This is a genomic window from Microbacterium sp. CFBP9023 (assembly GCF_034045055.1).
In the GTDB taxonomy this organism is placed as follows: domain Bacteria; phylum Actinomycetota; class Actinomycetes; order Actinomycetales; family Microbacteriaceae; genus Microbacterium.
Genome location: NZ_JAXCWI010000002.1, coordinates 642,709 through 661,199, shown reverse-complemented (window position 1 = coordinate 661,199; position 18,491 = coordinate 642,709). Strand labels below are relative to the sequence as shown.

The following is an 18,491-nucleotide window of genomic DNA, read 5'->3' as shown; positions in this document are numbered from 1 at the left end:
CACCACTGCCGCCGCGCGCTGTTCGTTGCCAGACTCGGCGCATGGTGTTCATCGGTTTTCATGCATCGCACGAGCAGATCCCCCCGAGCGCCCTGCTCGAGGCCGTGGTCGAGGCGGAGCGCGCAGGGTTCGACGGGGCGATGTGCTCCGACCACCTCGCACCGTGGACCACGACTCAGGGCGAGTCGGGTTTCGCCCTGAGCTGGATCGCCGCCGCGCTCGCCCGCACCCGCTTCTCGATCGGCATGGTCAATGCTCCGGGTCAGCGGTATCACCCGGTGATGATCGCGCAGGCGTTCGCGACGCTGGAGGAGATGTTCCCCGGCCGCTTCTGGGCGGCGATGGGCAGCGGCGAAGCGGTCAACGAGCACGTGACGGGCGACGGATGGCCCGACAAGAGCATCCGCAACGACCGACTGCGCGAGAGCGTCGACGTGATCCGCCGACTGATCGGGGGAGAGGAGGTGGACCACGACGGTCTGGTGCGCGTGCATCGCGCGCGGGTCTGGAGCCGACCGGCTGAACCGCCGCCGCTGTTCGCGACCGCTGTGAGCGCCGAGACGGCGGAGTGGGCGGCGTCGTGGGCGCAGGGCCTCGCGACGGTCGCGCAGGAACCGGCCGCACTGCAGCGCGTCGTCGATGCCTACCGGGGTGCAGGAGGCACGGGTCCCTGCATCCTGCAGGTGCATCTCAGCCTGGCCGAGAGCGACGATGCGGCGTTCGCGATCGCGCGCGAGCAGTGGCGGAACGGACTGCTCGCGCCTCCGGTCACCTGGGATCTCGAGCAGCCGGAGGACTTCGAGGCGGCGCTGGTCGGGATCGATGAGGAGGGGCTCCGCAAGGCCGTCCTCATCGACCACGACGCGACCGCACTGGCCGACCGCATCGCGGATCTGGTTCGGATCGGGTTCGACCGCGTCTACCTGCATCACGTCGGCTCCGAGCAGTCCCGATACCTCGACGCCGCAGGATCCGAGCTCATCCCCGCCTTGAAGGAGCGACTGTGAAGATCACCGACACGAGCGACCTCTGGTGGAAGACCGCAGTCATCTACTGCCTCGACGTCGAGACGTTCCTCGACTCGAACGGCGACGGCGTCGGCGATCTGCAGGGCCTCTCCCAGCGCATCGACTACCTCTCGCAGCTCGGCGTCACCTGCCTGTGGCTGATGCCGTTCTATCCGACGCCCGACCGCGACGACGGCTACGACGTCAGCGACTTCTACGGGATCGACTCGCGACTCGGCACCCACGGCGACTTCGTCGAGGTCATCCGCACTGCACGGGACCGCGGGATGCGGGTGATCGTCGACCTGGTCATCAACCACACCTCCGACCGGCATCCGTGGTTCCTCGCCGCGAAACGGAGTGTGGATTCGCCGTATCGCGACTACTACGTGTGGCGCGACGACGCGCCTCCGAAGGGACAGAAGAACGCCGTCTTCCCCGGGCAGGCGAACGGCATCTGGGGCAAGGACGAGAAGTCGGGGCAGTGGTACCAGCACAGCTTCTACGAGCACCAGCCCGACCTGAACATCGCCAACCCCCGGGTGCGTGACGAGATCGCGAAGGTCATCGGCTTCTGGTTGCAGCTGGGCATCTCCGGCTTCCGCGTCGATGCGGTGCCCTTCCTGCTCGAGATCCCCGAGGGCTCCGGCATCCCCGAGCCCCACGATCTGCTGCGCGACATCCGCCGCTTCCTGCAGCGCCGGTCGAGCGAGGCGATCCTGCTCGGCGAGGTCAACCTGCCCTACGACCAGCAGGTGCAGTACTTCGGCGGTGAGGATGAGGACGAGCTCACCATGCAGTTCGACTTCGTCGGGATGCAGTCGCTGTACCTGTCGTTCGCCCGCAAGGACCCCGCTCCGCTGATCGAGGCGCTGCGGGCTCGCCCCGTGCTCGGATCCGAGGTGCAGTGGGCGAACTTCCTGCGCAACCACGACGAGCTGACCCTCGACAAGCTCAGCGACAGCGAGCGTCAGGAGGTGTTCGACGCCTTCGCGCCCGATGAGCGCCAGCGCGTGTTCGGGCGGGGCATCACCCGCCGCCTTCCTCCGATGCTCGAGGGCGACCCTCGTCGCATCCGCATGGCCTACAGCCTGCTCTTCACCCTGCCCGGCACCCCGGTGCTGTTCTACGGCGAGGAGATCGGCATGGGGGAGAACATCGAGATCCCCGGCCGCGAAGCGGTGCGGACGCCGATGCAGTGGTCGGTCGACAAGAACGGGGGATTCTCGGATGCCGCGCCCAGCCGGCTCGTCGCTCGGCCACCGTCCGACGGGTACGCGCCGGAGCACGTGAACGTCGCCGCGCAGCTGGGTGACCGCGAGTCGATGCTGTATTTCGTGCGGGCGCTCACCTCGGCGTATCGGATCTCGCCGGAACTCGGCTGGGGAACGCTCGAGATCATCGACCAGCCGGCCGCCTCGCTTCTCGCGCACTCGCTCGCCGCGGACGTGGGCAGGATGATCGCCCTCCACAACTTCGCCGAGGTGCCGGTCACGACTTCGTTCCGGGTGGAGGACGAGCCTGAGGGCACGAGGCTCGTCGATCTGCTCGATCCCGCCCAGATCGCGCTGGGGCCGGACGGCGAGGTCGAACTGGAGGTGCCGGCGTACGGCTACCGCTGGCTCCGGGTCTCGCGACCGGGCGACGGACGCGTGACCTGAGGCTCAGTCGACGTCGCCTCGAGCCCCGTCGGCGTCGAGCACGGCGGCGGGGAGTTCGCGCACCAGCTCGCGGGCGAGGTAGCCGAGACCCCTCCGCTCGGCGAGCCGGTCTCCTGCGCGGGCGTGCGCCCATGCTCCCCAGACGGCGGCGCGTTCCGGGGCGAGTCCTCGGGCGGCGAAGCCGGTGATGGCGCCCGCGACGACGTCGCCCGATCCGGCCGTGCCGAGGCCGGGGCCGCCGTCGTCGAGTCGCCATGCGGCGCCCGAGGGTGAGACCACGGCGGAGTAGCAGTGGATCACGGCGTCGAGCTCCTGAGCGAGTCCCGGCAGCTCCGAGAAGAGGTCGTCGACGGGGCGGCCCAGCAGGAGCTCGGCCTCGTCGAGGTTGGCGTTGACGATCAGGGACGCCGGAAGATCCGAGCGCGGCACGTCGCGCAGTGCACCGACGGCGAAGGCGTCGACCACGAGGCAGGAGATGTCGTGGCCCGCCAGCCGCCGCAGCCACCCGAGGGCATCCTCGGGGTCGTCCAGCCCGGGCCCGACCAGCACCGCATCCGCTCCTTCGCAGGCGCTGCGCAGGTCGTCGGTCATCGGTTCGCCCGGACCGGGCGATTCGTAGACCCCGGCCTCGGGGAACGCGATCCTCACGACATCCGCGACCGAGGCGTCGGTCGTGACCGCGACCTTGCCCGCTCCGACGCGCAGCATGGCCTCCCCGCCCAGCACGACCGCGCCGGCCGAGAGAGACGAGCCGCCGATGATCACCGCCGTGCCGCGGGACTTCTTCGAGTCGCCGGGGTCGGGCAGACCCCACTCCTGCAGCAGCTGCGGCGTCACCCGCGTCGGCTCATCCCGGGCCGACATCGGGGCTTCCCGGGTGCACGGTGATGTCGGCGCCCAGCTGCGCGAGGTGGCGCACGTCGGAGAAGTCCTCGAGCTGCCACTGCCGGCCGTCCAGGCGCAGCCGCGTCACCGAGGCGTTGAGCACCGGGTTCGTCGAGGCGAACTGCATGAGGCGCGTCTCGTCCATCCCGGTCAGCAGTGCGACCAGCAGCATCACGACCGCGTCATGCGCGACGACGAGACCGACGCGGGCGTCGTCGGCCAGTGCGTCTCGCAGGAACGACCGCAGGCGCAGGGACACATCGGCCCAGGACTCTCCTCCGGGCGGCCGGTGGTAGTACTTGCCCAGCCGCGCCCGACGGTCGGCCTCTTCGGGATGCCGGGCGGCGACGCCCCACCGGGTCAGCAGATCGAGGATGCCGAGCTCTCTGTCGCGCAGCCGTTCGTCGGTGAGCACCCGCTCGACGCCGGCGACGCCCTCCACGCCCTCCATGCTGAGCGCGAACGTCTGCTGGGCCCGCACGTACGGCGACAACCAGGCGATCTGGGGCGTGACAGGGCCGCCGTGCAACGTGGCCGCCAGCGCTCGCGCCTGCTCGGCGCCGGTGGTCGACAACGCCACATCGGCGTCTCGGGTCGCGAGGTCGATCACCTCGGCGCGGGCGGTCTCCGCGGCTGTCGCGGCGACGTTGCCGACACTCTCTCCGTGCCTGACGAGCCACAGCTCCTGCACGTCACATCTCCCAGTCTTCGAACGGGAGGTCCCAGGAGGCGTGGTCCGGCTCGATGTGTCCGGTCGTATCGACGTGCGCGGCCTTCTCGACCGAGATCACCACGCGTGTCGTGGGGCGGATGAGCACGCTGATGCTGCGGTCGTCGCCCGACAGGGTGATGAAGGTCGGCGCTGCGGATGCGGCGGCCTCGATCTCGTCCATCACCTGCCTCAGAGGGCGATCGTCACGCAGCACGAAATTCCGGCCGTCGATCTCGATGTTCGTGCTCATTGTGCGCTCCTCCCTCTCGTGTGGCCGACGCTATGCGATCGAAGCGAGTGTGCCGAGGGCCTTGCGTCAGAGGCCGACGAGGGTTAACCGAACTCTCTACGATGAGATCATGCAGATGCTCGACACCCTCGCGCTCGTCGGCGAGGTGCTGTCGTGGGTCGGCCTCGGACTCGGTCTGCCGATGCTGCTGATCGGCGTCCTCATCCGGACGATCGAGGGGCCGTGGCTGCCCGCAGAGATCGCCGTCATCGAGCGCGACGGGGCGTTGCTCGCCCGCTGGTTCGCCGGGGGAGACTTCCATGAGCGACCGCTGAGCCGGCAGGAATCGGCGACCGCGGAGGCCGGCTGGGCCGACGGAGTGGTCAGCGCGAACAACCCCTCCCACGCGCGGGTGGGGGAGCCGCCGCACGCACGCCGCGTCGTCCTCACCCTCGGGATCGTGTTCGCCGGCGTCGGGTTCGTGGGTCTCGTGGTGTCGCTGCTCCCGCTGCTCTGGTCGTAGCTCGTAGGGTGACGGTCATGCAGGACTCCGCCGACATCCCCGCATCCACCCCGATGGACGACTGGTTCGACGCGCTGAGTCGTCCGACCGGTTCTCCCGGGGGAGGCGCCGCGTCGGGAGTGATGCTCGCGATCGCCGCCTCGCTGATGAGCATGGTGGGCGGGTATTCCGATGACGACCCTCGAGCATCGGAGCGCCTCGATCCGCTCACCGGGCGACGCGTCGAGGCGCTGCGGGCGGTCGAGGCGGACGGCGTCGTCTCGGCACGCTTCGGGGCTGCCCTCGCACTGCCCAGCGACGACCCGTCCCGCGACGAGCGCGTCCGCGAGGCGGCCGTCGAGGCGGCCGAGTCCGCGGCCCAGGTCGGTGGCATCGGCGTGCGGATGCTGCGCGACGTGCGGGTGCTCGTCGAGGCGGGCAACCCTCACATCGCCGTTGATCTCGCCGTCGCCGCAGAGGCCCTGGGCGCCGGATTGTCGGGGGCGTCGCTGAACATCCGGGCGAACCTGCAGATCGCACGCCGTCACGGATCGTCCGACACCGCGCTCGCCGGCCTCGACGCGGAGATCGAACGCCTGGCGGATGCGCGACGCGAGGTCGCACAGATCATCGAGGAGCTGTCCTCTCGACTCGACTGAGAGCATCTCGCCGTTGACAATAAAACTGAGTGCGCTCATAATAGAGTTCAGTCGTTATTCTGCGACGGATTCCGGAGATCACCCATGAGAGCTTTCGTCCTCTCGAAGTACGACACCGCCGTGCACGCGGCCGACGTGCCCGAGCCCTCCGTGGGCGAGCGCGACGTGCTCGTCCGCGTGCAGGCGGCGGGTGTCAACCAGCTGGATGAGAAGATCCGCGCCGGCGAGTTCAGAGCGATCCTGCCGTACCGTCTGCCGATCGTCCTCGGGCACGACGTCGCGGGCACGGTCATCCGCGTCGGCGCCGGCGTGAGCCGTTTCGCGATAGGCGACGAGGTCTACGCGCGTCCACGCGATCGTCGCATCGGGACCTTCGCCGAGCGGATCGCGATCGACGAGAGCGACGTGGCGCTGAAGCCCGCGTCGATCACGATGGACGAGGCGGGGTCGCTGCCGCTCGTCGCGCTGACGGCCTGGCAGGCCCTGGTCGAGATCGGCGAGGTGCGGCCTGGCCAGAAGGTGCTGATCCATGCGGGAGCCGGCGGAGTCGGATCGATCGCGATCCAGCTCGCGAAGCACCTGGGCGCGGAGGTGGCGACGACCGCGAGCGGCGCGAACGCCGACTTCGTGAGGATGCTCGGCGCCGACCATGTCGTCGACTACCGGTCTGAGGACTTCGAGGAGGTCCTCAGTGGATACGACGTCGTGCTCGACAGCCTCGGCGGCGAGAACCTCGAGAAGTCGCTGCGCATCCTGCGGCCGGGAGGCAGGGCGGTCGGGATCTCGGGTCCGCCCACACCCGAGTTCGCCCGCGCAGCCGGCCTCAATCCACTGCTCCGACTGGCCATGGCCGTGCTCAGCCGCAAGGTCCGGGCCCAGGCGAAGCGCCTGGGCGTCGCCTACACGTTCCTCTTCATGCGGGCGAGCGGCGAACAGCTGCGCCAGATCGCAGAACTCGTCGACGCGGGAGCCATCCGCCCGATCGTCGGTCGCGTGCTCCCGTTCGAGGAGGCCGCCGACGGCATCGCGTCGCTGACCCGGGGCGGAATCCGCGGCAAGGTCGTGATCAGGGGAGCCTGAGTCCTGATCGCTGCAGAGCATCCGGACGCACGAAGGCCCCGGGAGCGATCCGATCGCTCCCGGGGCCTTCGCCGTGTGGGCTACTGCTCCGAGGTGCGCGCCAGCTGCGGGTAGAGCGCCTCGAGCGGGGCGCTCAGGGCGGCCCTGACCTGCACCGAGGTGTCGTCGGCGAGCACCTCGTACTCGCCCGCCTCCGTGGCATCCAGCACCTTGGTCACGAGCACGGCCGGGTCGAGCTTCGGGTCGGTGACGTTCGCCGCCATGGCCGTGTCGACGTATCCGACGTGCACCCCGACGACGTGCACTCCGGCCGGGGCGAGCTCGAGGCGCAGCGAGTTCGTCGCCGACCACAGCGCCGCCTTGGTCGCGCTGTAGATGCCGGCGACGGCGTACCAGCTCAAGGCCGAGTGGATGTCGATGAGCGCCGACTGCGGCTGGGCCGAGAGCATCGGCGCGAAGGCGCGAGCGAGGAACAACGGGCCGAGGAAGTTGGTCTCGACGTTCGCGCGGATCTCCTCGTCGCTGTGCGAGAGGATGCCGGGGCTCGAGGGCGAGGCGCCGGCGTTGTTGATGAGCACCGTGACGTCGGGCGCGGCAGCGACGGCTGCGGCGATCGATGCCGGATCGGTGACGTCGAGGGCGAGCGGCACGATGCGCTCGTCGTCCCACTCGCGGGGCGTGCGCGCGGAGGCGTAGACCTTCGAGGCGCCGCGCGCGAGGGCCTCGCGGACGAAGTGCGTGCCGATCCCTCCGTTCGCGCCGGTGACGAGGACTACTGCTCCAGAGAGAGAAGGCATGAGGGTGGGCTTTCTGTGGGAGGGATCGAACGGATGCCGTCACGGCTTCACCGTGGATCGATGAGGCGCTCGTGGGAGAATGGGCGAACCGAGCCCACGCCCTGGTGACTATGATCAGAACTGAGCGTGATCATTATTTATTCCGAAGGACGTCATGACTGTCGACTCCCGCCCTCTCGGTCGACGTGAGCGCAACAAGCTCGACAAGCTCGAGCGCATCACGACCGCTGCCGGCGAGCTCTTCGCCGAGCGAGGGGTGGACGACGTCACGACGCAGGAGATCGCCGATCGCGCCGACATCGGCACGGGAACGCTCTTCCTCTACGCCAAGACCAAGGGCGAGCTGCTGCTGCTCGTGCAGAACTCGATGTACGCCGAGGCGCTCGAGCGCGGACGCGCCGCCGCCGCCGACGCGGACGGTGTTCTCGAGGGTGTGCTGGCGGTGATCCGGCCGGTCATCGAATGCAACCGCACCCAGATCGACAACGGCCGCACCTACCTGCGTGAGATCGTGTTCGGCGACCCCGAAGAACCGCATCACGGTGAGGCGCTCGCCCTCACCGGGCAGACCGAGCAGCTGGTCGCCGACGTCATCGCCCGTGATACGCGGGTCTCGGCCGACGAGGCCGCGGCGCTCGCCCGCATCGTCTCGGCCGTCATGTTCCTGACCATGTCCGCCACGATCAACATCGCTCGCTCGGTCGAGCAGATCGTCGACGAGGTCGCCGCGCAGATCAGAGTGATCCTGCCGGCCTGACCGGACGTCAGTGCACGAACGCCTTCAGCACGACGAAGGCCACCCCGAACAACGCCGTGCTCAGCGCCCCGAGGATGCGGACGGGGATGGAGCTGCCCCGACGGAGGAAGGCCACGTAGCCGAGGAAGGCCAGGATGACGGTTCCTGACCACAGGGCGACGTCGTTCGCGGCATCGTCGGGAATGACCCGCGTCGTGCCGGCGACGAGGATGAGCGCGGGGATCCCGGCCGAGCTCAGCATCCCGAGTGAATGGCGCACCGAGCGGCCGATGGCCGTGCGCACGCCCATCTGCTCGGGATCGTCTCGGCCGAGCCGGGCGACGGCACCCGCGTAGACATGCGCCGCCCAGAAGACGATGACGGTCACTCCGACCGACAGGAGCACCGCGGCAGACGTCTCTCCGTGTGCGGACGAGACGGCGATCAGTCCGCTCACGAGGATCGTTCCGTAGACCGCCGCTTCGGTGCCGAATCCCGGACGCAGGGTGCGGTGCGCGCGAAGCAGCGGGTGCTCATCGGGGGAAGACGCCGTCATGCTGCCGAGCGTAGTGCGGATTCCCCGGCATCCGAACCTCCCGTCGAGCGGTTCAGCGACGGGATGCGCTCGCGCGATCGACGCGGCGGAAGCCGTCGCCGTGAGGTTCCACGGCACCGCCCTCGACGAAGCTGTCTATCCAGCCGCGCATCGGCCACTCGCCCCATCGCTCGGCGAACAGAGCGCCGTTGCGCAGGATGTCGTCGAGGTGCCGCCAGGGCGGAGAGCCGGCCGGATGCCACTGGTGGTAGGCATGCGCGCCGCCGACCCAGCGCAGACCGATGCCACGCGCCCGTGCGCGTCGACCCAGGTCGGTGTCTTCGGCGCCGTAGCCCTCGTACACCTCGTCGAATCCGCCGAGACGCGTCCAGGTCTCGGGGGTCACCGCGAACGAGAGCGACCAGAACAGGTCGAACTCGTCATCGGTCGCCGCGACGACGGCGTCGCCCGCGGGCAGCGGGCGAGCGGGGTGCGGACGGGTCAGGATGCCGAGATCGTGCGGTGTCGACGGGCGCTGCACACTGTGGAGATAGGTCACCGGGCCGCAGAGGAGGTCCTGCGGGTGCGTTCGCGCGGCACCGATATATCGCTCGACGAGTTCCGGTCCCGGCAGGCAGTCGACATCGAGGAACACCAGCAGGTCGACGTCCCGAGCGAGCGCGAGCGAGGCCGCCGCGTTCCGCGCCGCGCCGACGCGCATGCCGTGGTCGCCCGGCGGCACATGCACGAACAGGGCCGGGGGCTGCACGGGCGGGGCCTCCGCATCCAGCCACGCCTCGATGCGGACGATCTCGACGCCGGGAGTGCTCACGTCGTCGAGGAACCGCCGCTGACGCTGCAGATGGTCGAGACGGTTGATCGAAGCCGGCGTGATGACGGCGACGCGGACGCTCATCGCGCCACCTCCTCGATCGCGCTCGCGGCGCGGGCGGCAGCCCCGTGCACCTGCCACGCGTGCCAGCGGGGAGCGGTCTCGGCAGCTCGGCGGATGCCGTCCACGACCTGGGAGGGCTCCGCATCGACCGGAAGACTCTGGGCGAAGCCCCGTGCGGCGAGCACGCGGGCCATGTCCTCCTGCTCGCCGAAGGGCCTCTCCTGGGCGATCACGACGGCGCGGGCATCGGCGGCGGCGAGGTCGGCGATGCTGTTCTGGCCCGCCGCGCTCACCACGACCGTGGCGCGGCACAGCAGGGGCCAGACGTCGTCGACCCGATCGACGTCGTTCGCGCCGGCGCTCTCGACGTCCCACCCGTCCGCTCTGAGCAGCTCGACGGTCTCGGAGAGCCCGTCACGGTCGAGAGCGCGGCCGAGGAACAGCACGCGACGGGGGTGCTCATCGCCGGTGTCGACGCGGGCTCGGCCGTCATAGCGAGACACGCCGCCGACCGCTCGCACGCGCTCGCGGCCGACGAGCGCCGTCGCCTCGATCGTTCCCTGCGGCCACGGCGTCAGGATGAGGTCGGCGAGGTCGTATCCGAGCCGGTGCGGGGCGTCGGTGCGCTCGCCCGGTTGAGCGAAGACGATCGTCGGCACGCCCATCAGGCGGGCGAGCATCGTGATCTCGACGCTGACGTCGACGACGAAGGCCGCGGTCGGGTGGACGGCCACCCAGTCGGCGATCACCGAGAAGCGAGCCTGATGCCCGGGATGCCCGAGGGGTGCCCAGTGCAGGCTGCCGTTCGCGGTGACATCGCCGAGCTCGTGCGCCTCTCGGCGCACTCCGTCGGCCCCGACGACCGGGTCGGAGTCGGAGGGCAGCTGAACCCATGTCGTCCGCGGTGCCAGGGACTCGGGCTCAGGCAGGCTCGAGAACACCGTGACCTCGTCGGCGAGGTGCGGGCGGATCGCCTGCATCCGCGTCAGGTGGCCCCACCCGTGATGGTGCACGTACCAGGCGATCATGCTCCGACCGCCTCCACGAACTCGTGGGCGGGCATCGCGCTCTGAGCGGCGACCGTGAGGACCCGTTCGATCTCGCGATGCCGATGGTCGAGCGAATGCCGCGCGGAGGCGGCGTCGCGCACATCCCGTCGGCGCAGTCCGCTGCGCGACTGCGCGACCAGGTTCGTCGCGGCGCGCGCGAGCGCCTCGGTGTCGGCGGACGGCACCACGGCGGTGCCGGGGATTCCGGCGAGCACCTCACTGGTGCCTCCCGAGTCGAACGCAGCGACGGGCGTGCCGGTCATGAGCGCCTCGGCCATCACCAGCCCGAAGGGCTCCGACCACACCGGTGTCACGAGGGCGACCGATGAGGCCCCGACGAGCGCGGCGAGCTCGGGCTGTCGCAGCGCGCCGACGTAGTCGATGCCCCGGCCGAGACGTGGGCGCACCTCGCGGTCGAAATAGGCGGCGTCGCCGACGCGCCCCGCGAGCTTCAGGCGTGCGCCGGCGCGTCGAGCGGCGTCGATGGCGAGATGGGGTGCCTTCTCGGGCACGATCCGGCCGAACCACACCCAGTCCCCTCCGCCCGATCCCAGACTCCACTGTGCGGTGTCGACGCCGTTGGTGAAGACGAACGCCTCGACGCCCTCGGCCGACCACGCGCGCGCCGTGTACTGGCTGACCGCGAGGAACCTGTGCGGCGACGAGCCGTCGAGAGCATTCGACGCGATCACCATGTCGGCGAGGGGAGGGGTGTGCAGCGTCGTGACGACCGGAACCCCGATCTCACGGCTCCACAGGATCGGATCGCCGTGGAGGCTGTGGTTGTCGACGACATCGACGCGGGTCTCCGGCGCGTCGAGCCGATCCCGCACCCGGGCGAAGGCGTCGGTCATGAGACGGCGGTGCCCCTCGGGGAAGTCGGTGTCGGACGCATCCCGCGCCCGGTGCCACCGCGGACTCGGCAGGTGCAGGTCTATGTCGGCGTCGAGGAAGTCCGAGCCCTCCGCCGCGCACAGCTCCACATGGTGGCCGCGGCTGCGCAGCCAGCGCACGCGGTTCCAGACCACGGCCTCCAGCCCGCCCGCGTGCGGTTGGCGAAGAGGATGACGTTCGGGCGCCACGACCAGCACCCGCAGCTGCTCGCGACCGATCATGCGCGGACCCCCTCGGTGACGCGCGCACATGCCTCGGCGTACAGCCGCGCATGGGCGGTGCGCACCGCCTGCCGCTCGGCCAGCCTCTCGGACCTGCGCGTGTCCATCGGCGGCCGGGGCGGCGCGTCCGACGCGTGCGACACGGCCGCTGCCAGCGTCCGCGCGTCGTCGAGCTCGATGACGAAGAAGTCGTCGGGATGCTGCGAGCCGATGTGCCCCACCTCGGTCCCGGCCACGGGGACCCCCAGGTCGTGGCAGAGCTCGACCCATCCCGAGTGGGTTCCGTGCAGGTACGGCAGGACGAAGAGGTCGAGGCCGCCGATCCACGCGGCGATGTCCGCGTCGCTCAGCCGCGGGGTGCGCCGCACGTGCACCGACGGGTGGTCGGCCGCGGCGGCGACCACGCGGGCTGCCGCCTCGTCGTCCCGCGTGCGCTCGTTCAGCAGGATCTCGAAGTCGACGGCGCGACCCGCCTCGGCGAGCTGTCCGGCCGCGTCGACAGCCGTGCGGACCGCAGGCTCCGCGTCGATGTTGGGACGCAGGTCGCGCAGGTGGATGCCGACCCGCACGGTCGCGTCGTCCGAGCGCCCGATCACAGGCGCATCGTCGAGCAGGGTGGGGTGCGCCAGCACCTCGCTGCTCCGGTGCCACCGTCGTTCGATCTCGTCCGCCGCCGTCGCGGTGAGCGTGACCAGGTGATCGGCCGACGGGATGATCACATCGAGCAGCTCTCGATACGGCGCCTGGTCGACCAGCTGCGGGTTCTCGAGGTCGTGCACGGTGTACACGACCGGGCGGCCGAGCCGGTGCGCGGTCTCGAGCGCCTCGCGCAGCTCGTCGGGCGAGAAGGATTCGAGGCCGAAGTGCACGTGCAGCACATCGAACTCATCTGCGTGCGACACCAGCCACTGCGGGGTGAGAGCCACCGGAGGCCACCAGACGCCCGCAGCTGCGCCGGGAACGGGCGGATCGGGGAGGACCTTCACTCGCTCCGTGTCGGCGATGGCGCGCACGTAGGGATGGGTGGCCGGGATCGAGGCGACGCGGATGAGGGCGGGTTCGGTGACGATGTGGTTCTCCGTGGGCGGGCAGAGCATCGACGTGCGGGGTCGCGATGACGGGGGTGACCGCACAGCAAAGGGGGCGCACGACTGATGCGATCGAAGGGGGTACGTTCGAATCATGAGCCACGATCCCGAACCGCGCACGGGCGTTGCGCCGACCGGCTCCGTGGTGCTAGCGCGTCAGAAGCACTACTCGGAGTTCTACGGGCTCACCCCGCTTCCCGAACGATTCGGCGTCGTCCTCGGCAACTGCCAGGCCGAGTCGCTGCGCGTGGTGATGGATGCGCCGGAGCACCGATTCGTGCGCGTCCCCGCCGTGCACGAGATGACCGCCGCCGACGCCGCGCGCCTGCACGAGATCGCCGGCCTCGCCGACGTCGTGGTGAGCCAGCCGATCCGTGACGACTATCGCGATCTGCCGCTGGGGACGCAGCAGATCGCCGCGGTGACCGATGCCCGGGTCATGACCGTGCCCCCGGTGCGCTTCGCCGGACTGCATCCGTTTCAATCCGCCTTCCGGGTTCCTGGCGTCGAGGGAGATCCGCCCGTCGTGGCTTACCACGACGTGCGCACTCTCGCCGCCGCCGCGGGCATCCCCGTCGTCGCCGCGCTCGCGCCCGCTGAGGTGCGGGCCGTGGGACAGACGTCGATCGACACGCTGCGCCTGCGCGAGCAGACCGCCGACGTGGCGGTCTCCGACCTCTTCGACTCCGTCACGGCCGATCACATGCGCACGGTCAATCATCCGGGCGATGCGGTGTGGATGCCGTTGGGTGGCCGCATGCTCGAGATGCTCGGCCATACGGGCGGCCCGACCGACCCCGGGCGCCCGCTGCTGAACTCGGTGCGCGCGCCGTTGGAGCCGGAGGTCGTCGACGCGTGGGGGCTGGCGGACGAGCCGCGCGCGCACTGGATCGTCGACGGCGTTGCGGTCGACGACGCCGAGGTGCGTGCCGCTCACCGCGAGTGGTACGCCACGCACCCGGAGTTCGTCGACGCCGCCGTGACCCGTCTCGCGCCCCTTCTCGACGTCTGGCGAGCACGATGAGCGTCACCCCGCTGCTGCTCGTCCACCCTGGGACGCACGGCGTCGCCATGTACGGACGGCAGATGGCCGATGCGGTCCGCGTCGCGGACCCGTCGATCCGCACCGTGGAACCGCACGGCCTGGATGCGGACGGCGACCGCGCCCCGTTGCACGTGCACTTCACCGACCGACTCTGGGGTCGCTCTCCCGAGGAGGCGGCGCAGACGTTCGGAGACCTCGCCGCCGGGCGCGCGATCAGCGTCACCCTGCACGACGTGCCGCAGGCGTCGGACGGCGAGCGCAACCTGCCACGGCGGCGGGCCGCGTACGCGGCGGTTGCGGCGGCGGCGCGTGGAGTGGCGGTGAACAGCGACCATGAGCGTGCGCTGCTGCGCGAAGAGCGGGTGTGGACGGGCCCGGCGGTGAGCATCCCGCTGCCCGTCGAGCTGCGGCCCGAGGTGCCGCGGACGCCGGCTGACGAGTCGATCGGAGTGCTCGGCTACTTCTACCCGGGAAAGGGACACGACGAGGCGGCCCGCGCAGCCGCGTCCGCGGGCATCACGAGGATGACGGTTCTCGGCCGGGCGTCCGACGGCCACGCCGCGGAGCTCGAGGAGTTCGTCCGTCGCGCGGGCGCCCTCGGGGTCGAGGTCGACGTGACGGGCTGGCTCGACGACGAGGAGATCGCCCGGCGGGGACGCGCGGTGTCGGTGCCGGTGATCGCCCATCGCCATGTGTCGGCGTCGGGGTCCCTCGCATCGTGGATCGGCTGGGGGCGCCGTCCCGTCGCCGTGCGCAATCGCTACATGGACGAGATGGCGGCGCTGCGTCCGGGAACCGTGCAGACCGTCGACGGATCAGAGCTCGCCGCCGCGGTGCGGGCGGCGTTCGAACGACCCGAGACGACCTGGCACGGACTCACCCGGCTGCCGATGTCGTGGCCGGACGCGGCGGAGGCCTACGTACGCTGGTGGGGCGGGCTGGCGTGGTGACACGGCGCCCGTGGGTCGTCGGCAACAGGTGGGACTCGCTCGACGGGGTCCGGCCGCAGACGCTGCCGAAAGTGTCGGTGATCGTCGCGCACTACGAGCAGCCGGGGGAGCTCGCCCGCACCCTGTCGGCGCTGTCGACGCAGGACTATCCGCACGAGCTCCTCGAGATCGTCGTCGCCGACGACGGCTCCGCCGGGGATGTCCTCGTGCCGCCGGGGGTCATTCTCGTGCGGCAGGACGACCGGGGCTTCCGCCTCGCCGCTGCACGCAATCTCGGCGCACGAGCGAGCACCGGGGACGTGCTCTGCTTCCTGGATGCCGACACCGCCCCGGAACCCGGGTACGTGCGGGCGCTCACCCGTCTTCCGGCGCTGCTTCCCGAGGCGGTCACGGTCGGACGGCGTCGCCACGCCGACTTCTCGGGCATCGATGCGGAGACTCCCGTGACCGGGGCGGTGATCGGCCGGGAGCTCCCGGAGCCGGCCTGGCTCGCCGAGGAGTACGCACGCAGCCGTGACCTGCTCGACGCCGACGACCGCTCGTACCGGTTTGTCATCGGCGCGGTGATCGCCTGCTCGCGTCGCCTGTTCGAGGAGACCGGCGGCTTCGACGAGTCGTTCTCGACCTACGGCGGGGAGGACTGGGAGTGGGCGCATCGGATGTGGCAGGCCGGCGCCGTGCTGGCGCACGTGCCGACGGCCGTGGCCTGGCACGACGGGCCCGAGTGGGCCGAGCGCACGGATTCCGGGCTCGAGCGCGCGAACGCCCAGACCATGACACTCGTCTCGTCGATCCCGGTCGACGGCTCGGCTCCGCGGGGACTGCTGTCGGCGGTCCCGGATCTCGTCGTCCGGCTGCGCGGCACGCACACCCGGGAGGCGCTGTTCATCGCGGTGGACTCGATCCTCACCGCGTTCCCGCGGTCGCGCGTGATGCTCGATGCGACGTCCGGACTCGACATCGACGACCCGCGCATCGTGATCGACGGCGACGAGCCCGAGGCCAGGGTGCTCTGGGAGCTCGACCGCCCGGTCGTGGTCCTCGAGTCGGCAGGGATCGCCGAGCTCGTCGCGGGCCTCGGTGCGGGTGACGTCGGCACCGTCGATCTCGTCGACTCCGCCGGCTCGTCCGCCGGTGTGCTGCACTCGCGCCGAGCGCTGCGGCGAGCCGCGCGATGGGGCACGGCGGAGGGATTCGAGACCCTGACCGTCCGTGCGGAAGGCGTGCATCTGCTGCGCTCCAACCCGCACGTGGAGGCATGGGTCGGAGGGTGGGGCGGTCCCGATCGGTTCCGCTGAGCGTACAGTTCTCATCATGGGGAAATTGGAGTACAACAGCTCGCGGCCCGCGATCGAGATCGAGGACGCCACTCTGGCGCACGTGAAGATCGTGATCGGCACGAAGCTGCGCCGCAATGAGAGCTTCATGATGACCTGGCTCTCGAAGCCCGAGGCATCGTCCGGCCGCATGACCATCTGGGTGCACCCCAGCATCCCATTGGTGCTCGAGTTCGATGATCCGACGATGCCCGCGATCGACCCCAAACGGGTCGCCCACATGATGGATCAGCTGAACTCGCGCGGCGAACTGGTGCTCGACCAGCTCTGACGTCGAGCGCTCACTCGTGCTCGGGGAGGATCGGACTCGACCACCCCGGGTCGCGCCCCAGCTGAGCGGCGCGCGAGACGGATGCCGCGCCGAAGCGACCGCGCAGGGTGTCGAGCACCGTGTCGAGTCGTTCGTCGTCGCCCCAGTCGATCGGCAGTTCGGGTGGCGCGTTCTCGGCGCGGTCGAGCTGCGACAGCGAGATCCCGATGAGGGTGATGCCCCGCGCCTCGATCTCGGGCCAGGCCGCGGCGAGCAGCGTCCGCGCGACGTCGAGCAGGATCGCGGTGCGATCGGTCGGCACTCGGAGAGAGCGTGATCGGGTCGCCTTGGCGAAGTCCCCGTAGCGAAGGCGCAGCACGACCGTGCGGCAGACGCGCTCGCCGTCGCGGAGCCGGCGGGCGAGCCGGTCGATGATCTGCGTGAGGAAGAGGTCGAGCTCGTCCGCTGTGCGGGCGCGCGAGCCGAGGGCGCGCTGCGAGCCGATCGAGCCGCGGCGCCGGGTCGTGTCGACCGGGCGCGGGTCGCGCAGGCGGGAGAGGGCGTGCAGGTGCGAGCCCGCAGCCTTGCCCAGCACCCGCTCGGCCGTCGCCGGCTCGAGCTCCGCCAGCTGACCGACCGTGTGCACCCCGTAGCGGTGCAGCTTCTCGGCCGTCACCGCCCCGACGCCCCACAGGCGCTCGACCGGCAGCGGCAGCAGGAACTGCTCTTCCCGGTCGGGTTCGACCACGAGAAGCCCATCGGGTTTGCTGACCGCGCTGGCGACCTTGGCGAGGAACTTGGTGCGCGCCACGCCCACCGAGATGGCGAGGCCGACCTCGGTGCGCACCCGATCCCGCAGCCGCACTGCGACCTCTTCGGGGGTGCCGACGATGCGCCTCAGCCCACCGACCTCGAGAAAGGCCTCGTCGATCGAGAGGCCCTCCACGAGCGGGGTCGTGTCGCGGAAGATCGCGAACACGTCCTTGCTCGCCGCCGAGTACGCCTCCATGCGCGGCGGGACGACGACGGCATCCGGGCAGAGCTCGAGCGCCTGGCGGCCGCCCATCGCAGTGCGCACCCCTCGGGCCTTGGCCTCATAGCTCGCCGCCAGCACCACGCCTCCGCCGACGATGACGGGCCGGCCGCGCAGAGCAGGCGCATCGCGCTGCTCGACCGAGGCGTAGAACGCGTCGAGATCGGCGTGCAGCACGGTGGCTTCGCCCCGCATCGTGTTCTCCCGTCGACGTGCAGATCGTCGCACGGGCCGGGGACATCCGGGCCGGGGCTGTCAGGCCGCGATCAGCCGCGACGACAGCGCGCGGATCCTCTGGCAGAGCGTGTCGAAGGCGCTCTCGAAGGCGGCGGCCGTGCCGACCCTTGCAGGATCCCGCACCGACCAGTGCAGGTCGTCGCCCGTGAGCATCCGCTCGTGCGCGTCGTCGCACACCGTGATCACCAGGTCGTCGTCGGTGCGCACCTCGTCGACGTGGCGGGGTGGCCGGGCCGGGTCGATGATCAGCCCGTGGCGTTCGGCTGTCGCCAGCGCCTGGGGGTTCACCGCGGAGGCGGGCTGGGTGCCGGCGGAGGCCACGTCGATCGCGCTCACGTCGCGCCAGATGACCTCGGCGAGCTGCGATCGGGCCGAGTTCGCGGTGCACACGAACAGCACCCGGCGCGGGGGAGCGACGCTCGGCGGTGCGAGCGTGTCGAACACCTCGGGGCGGAGCCCGATGTAGCTGCGCCGCCTGTCGAACTCGGAGCGCGTGCGCGTGATGATGCGCGCGGACTCGAGGACGCCGAGATGGTGGGCGATCAGGTTCGATCTCAGGTCGAGCGTCGTGCCGATCTCCGACGACGAGAGGTCGCCGAGGGTGAGCAGGTCGACGATGCGCAGGCGCGTCTGATCGGCGAGTGCGGCGAAGATCGCCACGCGGCGTTCGAGATCAGTCATCGTTCCCA

General features: G+C 70.7%; 21 protein-coding genes. 10 read left to right on the top strand and 11 right to left on the bottom strand.

Translation table 11 applies throughout. The annotated features are described in order from the left end of the window. The first annotated feature begins 41 nt into the window (after positions 1-41). Together SOM10_RS13780 and SOM10_RS13775 are read left to right on the top strand one after the other, a co-directional pair. Positions 42-1,007, top strand: coding sequence for a TIGR03885 family FMN-dependent LLM class oxidoreductase (locus SOM10_RS13780; protein ID WP_320490546.1), 966 nt, complete (start codon positions 42-44; stop codon positions 1,005-1,007). After that, positions 1,004-2,668, top strand: coding sequence for an alpha-amylase family protein (locus SOM10_RS13775; RefSeq protein ID WP_320490544.1), 1,665 nt, complete (start codon positions 1,004-1,006; stop codon positions 2,666-2,668). The genes SOM10_RS13780 and SOM10_RS13775 overlap by 4 nt, the downstream gene beginning before the upstream one ends. A gap of 3 nt (positions 2,669-2,671) precedes the next feature. Here SOM10_RS13775 and SOM10_RS13770 read toward each other — a convergent pair whose 3' ends face one another. From SOM10_RS13770 to SOM10_RS13760, 3 genes are read right to left on the bottom strand one after another with little or no spacing between them, the layout of a single operon-like run. Beyond that, on the bottom strand, positions 2,672-3,532 hold the full coding sequence (locus SOM10_RS13770; RefSeq protein WP_320490542.1) for an ADP/ATP-dependent (S)-NAD(P)H-hydrate dehydratase: 861 nt from the start codon (positions 3,530-3,532) through the stop codon (positions 2,672-2,674). After that, the gene (locus tag SOM10_RS13765; protein WP_320490540.1) at positions 3,516-4,244 is read right to left on the bottom strand and encodes a histidine phosphatase family protein; all 729 of its coding nucleotides are present in this window, start codon (positions 4,242-4,244) and stop codon (positions 3,516-3,518) included. The genes SOM10_RS13770 and SOM10_RS13765 overlap by 17 nt, the downstream gene beginning before the upstream one ends. Position 4,245: 1 nt before the next feature. Continuing rightward, entirely contained in the window at positions 4,246-4,515 is a 270-nt protein-coding gene (locus tag SOM10_RS13760) for a hypothetical protein (protein WP_056279522.1), read from the bottom strand. 109 nt (positions 4,516-4,624) lie between these two features. Between SOM10_RS13760 and SOM10_RS13755 the strand changes: the two genes are divergently transcribed. The 3 genes from SOM10_RS13755 to SOM10_RS13745 all read left to right on the top strand — a co-directional run bounded on the left by SOM10_RS13755 (position 4,625) and on the right by SOM10_RS13745 (position 6,735). Beyond that, positions 4,625-5,017, top strand: a complete 393-nt coding sequence (locus tag SOM10_RS13755; protein ID WP_053097656.1) for a hypothetical protein — start codon at positions 4,625-4,627, stop codon at positions 5,015-5,017. Positions 5,018-5,034: 17 nt separating this feature from the next. Then, positions 5,035-5,655: a cyclodeaminase/cyclohydrolase family protein gene (locus SOM10_RS13750; RefSeq protein WP_320490538.1), complete on the top strand. Its 621-nt coding sequence runs from the start codon at positions 5,035-5,037 to the stop codon at positions 5,653-5,655. 84 nt (positions 5,656-5,739) lie between these two features. Then, positions 5,740-6,735, top strand: a complete 996-nt coding sequence (locus SOM10_RS13745) for an NADP-dependent oxidoreductase (RefSeq protein ID WP_320490537.1) — start codon at positions 5,740-5,742, stop codon at positions 6,733-6,735. An 80-nt stretch (positions 6,736-6,815) separates the two neighbouring features. On the opposite strand, the gene SOM10_RS13740 is transcribed toward SOM10_RS13745, so the two are convergent. After that, positions 6,816-7,532, bottom strand: coding sequence for an SDR family oxidoreductase (locus SOM10_RS13740; RefSeq protein WP_320490536.1), 717 nt, complete (start codon positions 7,530-7,532; stop codon positions 6,816-6,818). A gap of 154 nt (positions 7,533-7,686) precedes the next feature. Between SOM10_RS13740 and SOM10_RS13735 the strand changes: the two genes are divergently transcribed. Continuing rightward, positions 7,687-8,289: a helix-turn-helix domain-containing protein gene (locus SOM10_RS13735; protein ID WP_320490535.1), complete on the top strand. Its 603-nt coding sequence runs from the start codon at positions 7,687-7,689 to the stop codon at positions 8,287-8,289. Positions 8,290-8,296: 7 nt separating this feature from the next. Here SOM10_RS13735 and SOM10_RS13730 read toward each other — a convergent pair whose 3' ends face one another. From SOM10_RS13730 to SOM10_RS13710, 5 genes are read right to left on the bottom strand one after another with little or no spacing between them, the layout of a single operon-like run. Then, complete coding sequence (locus SOM10_RS13730; protein WP_233277240.1) at positions 8,297-8,824, bottom strand: hypothetical protein; 528 nt, start codon at positions 8,822-8,824, stop codon at positions 8,297-8,299. Positions 8,825-8,876: 52 nt separating this feature from the next. Next, the gene (locus SOM10_RS13725) at positions 8,877-9,719 is read right to left on the bottom strand and encodes a galactosyltransferase-related protein (RefSeq protein WP_320490533.1); all 843 of its coding nucleotides are present in this window, start codon (positions 9,717-9,719) and stop codon (positions 8,877-8,879) included. Continuing rightward, positions 9,716-10,726 (bottom strand): glycosyltransferase, encoded by a 1,011-nt coding sequence (locus SOM10_RS13720; protein WP_320490531.1) that lies wholly within the window; start codon positions 10,724-10,726, stop codon positions 9,716-9,718. Before SOM10_RS13720 ends, SOM10_RS13725 begins: the two co-directional genes overlap by 4 nt. Then, positions 10,723-11,862: a glycosyltransferase gene (locus tag SOM10_RS13715; protein WP_320490530.1), complete on the bottom strand. Its 1,140-nt coding sequence runs from the start codon at positions 11,860-11,862 to the stop codon at positions 10,723-10,725. Before SOM10_RS13715 ends, SOM10_RS13720 begins: the two co-directional genes overlap by 4 nt. Beyond that, positions 11,859-12,959: a glycosyltransferase gene (locus SOM10_RS13710; protein WP_320490529.1), complete on the bottom strand. Its 1,101-nt coding sequence runs from the start codon at positions 12,957-12,959 to the stop codon at positions 11,859-11,861. The genes SOM10_RS13715 and SOM10_RS13710 overlap by 4 nt, the downstream gene beginning before the upstream one ends. Positions 12,960-13,044: 85 nt before the next feature. Here SOM10_RS13710 and SOM10_RS13705 point away from each other — a divergent pair, with 85 nt between their 5' ends. From SOM10_RS13705 to SOM10_RS13690, 4 genes are read left to right on the top strand one after another with little or no spacing between them, the layout of a single operon-like run. Continuing rightward, a complete protein-coding gene (locus SOM10_RS13705; RefSeq protein ID WP_320490528.1) occupies positions 13,045-13,974 on the top strand; it encodes a WcbI family polysaccharide biosynthesis putative acetyltransferase in 930 nt (309 codons plus the stop codon). Further along, a complete protein-coding gene (locus SOM10_RS13700) occupies positions 13,971-14,945 on the top strand; it encodes a hypothetical protein (RefSeq protein ID WP_320490527.1) in 975 nt (324 codons plus the stop codon). The genes SOM10_RS13705 and SOM10_RS13700 overlap by 4 nt, the downstream gene beginning before the upstream one ends. Further along, positions 14,939-16,243, top strand: coding sequence for a glycosyltransferase family 2 protein (locus SOM10_RS13695; protein WP_320490525.1), 1,305 nt, complete (start codon positions 14,939-14,941; stop codon positions 16,241-16,243). The genes SOM10_RS13700 and SOM10_RS13695 overlap by 7 nt, the downstream gene beginning before the upstream one ends. Positions 16,244-16,259: 16 nt before the next feature. Then, a complete protein-coding gene (locus tag SOM10_RS13690) occupies positions 16,260-16,553 on the top strand; it encodes a hypothetical protein (RefSeq protein ID WP_053097644.1) in 294 nt (97 codons plus the stop codon). A 10-nt stretch (positions 16,554-16,563) separates the two neighbouring features. On the opposite strand, the gene dinB is transcribed toward SOM10_RS13690, so the two are convergent. Together dinB and SOM10_RS13680 are read right to left on the bottom strand one after the other, a co-directional pair. Further along, a complete protein-coding gene (dinB, locus tag SOM10_RS13685; protein WP_320490523.1) occupies positions 16,564-17,760 on the bottom strand; it encodes a DNA polymerase IV in 1,197 nt (398 codons plus the stop codon). A 60-nt stretch (positions 17,761-17,820) separates the two neighbouring features. Then, positions 17,821-18,483 carry an ArsR family transcriptional regulator gene (locus SOM10_RS13680; protein WP_320490522.1) on the bottom strand — a complete coding sequence of 221 codons (663 nt, stop codon included), beginning with the start codon at positions 18,481-18,483 and terminating at the stop codon, positions 17,821-17,823. Positions 18,484-18,491 lie beyond the last annotated feature (8 nt).

What these genes read in the sequence shown, in the direction of transcription:
- SOM10_RS13780 (WP_320490546.1), top strand. Translation starts at nt 42, where the DNA reads ATGGTGTTCATCGGTTTTCATGCATCGCACGAGCAGATCCCCCCGAGC.
- SOM10_RS13770 (WP_320490542.1), bottom strand. Translation starts at nt 3,532, where the DNA reads ATGTCGGCCCGGGATGAGCCGACGCGGGTGACGCCGCAGCTGCTGCAG.
- SOM10_RS13760 (WP_056279522.1), bottom strand. Translation starts at nt 4,515, where the DNA reads ATGAGCACGAACATCGAGATCGACGGCCGGAATTTCGTGCTGCGTGAC.
- SOM10_RS13755 (WP_053097656.1), top strand. Translation starts at nt 4,625, where the DNA reads ATGCAGATGCTCGACACCCTCGCGCTCGTCGGCGAGGTGCTGTCGTGG.
- SOM10_RS13750 (WP_320490538.1), top strand. Translation starts at nt 5,035, where the DNA reads ATGCAGGACTCCGCCGACATCCCCGCATCCACCCCGATGGACGACTGG.
- SOM10_RS13745 (WP_320490537.1), top strand. Translation starts at nt 5,740, where the DNA reads ATGAGAGCTTTCGTCCTCTCGAAGTACGACACCGCCGTGCACGCGGCC.
- SOM10_RS13740 (WP_320490536.1), bottom strand. Translation starts at nt 7,532, where the DNA reads ATGCCTTCTCTCTCTGGAGCAGTAGTCCTCGTCACCGGCGCGAACGGA.
- SOM10_RS13735 (WP_320490535.1), top strand. Translation starts at nt 7,687, where the DNA reads ATGACTGTCGACTCCCGCCCTCTCGGTCGACGTGAGCGCAACAAGCTC.
- SOM10_RS13730 (WP_233277240.1), bottom strand. Translation starts at nt 8,824, where the DNA reads ATGACGGCGTCTTCCCCCGATGAGCACCCGCTGCTTCGCGCGCACCGC.
- SOM10_RS13725 (WP_320490533.1), bottom strand. Translation starts at nt 9,719, where the DNA reads ATGAGCGTCCGCGTCGCCGTCATCACGCCGGCTTCGATCAACCGTCTC.
- SOM10_RS13720 (WP_320490531.1), bottom strand. Translation starts at nt 10,726, where the DNA reads ATGATCGCCTGGTACGTGCACCATCACGGGTGGGGCCACCTGACGCGG.
- SOM10_RS13715 (WP_320490530.1), bottom strand. Translation starts at nt 11,862, where the DNA reads ATGATCGGTCGCGAGCAGCTGCGGGTGCTGGTCGTGGCGCCCGAACGT.
- SOM10_RS13710 (WP_320490529.1), bottom strand. Translation starts at nt 12,959, where the DNA reads ATGCTCTGCCCGCCCACGGAGAACCACATCGTCACCGAACCCGCCCTC.
- SOM10_RS13705 (WP_320490528.1), top strand. Translation starts at nt 13,045, where the DNA reads ATGAGCCACGATCCCGAACCGCGCACGGGCGTTGCGCCGACCGGCTCC.
- SOM10_RS13700 (WP_320490527.1), top strand. Translation starts at nt 13,971, where the DNA reads ATGAGCGTCACCCCGCTGCTGCTCGTCCACCCTGGGACGCACGGCGTC.
- SOM10_RS13690 (WP_053097644.1), top strand. Translation starts at nt 16,260, where the DNA reads ATGGGGAAATTGGAGTACAACAGCTCGCGGCCCGCGATCGAGATCGAG.
- dinB (WP_320490523.1), bottom strand. Translation starts at nt 17,760, where the DNA reads ATGCGGGGCGAAGCCACCGTGCTGCACGCCGATCTCGACGCGTTCTAC.
- SOM10_RS13680 (WP_320490522.1), bottom strand. Translation starts at nt 18,483, where the DNA reads ATGACTGATCTCGAACGCCGCGTGGCGATCTTCGCCGCACTCGCCGAT.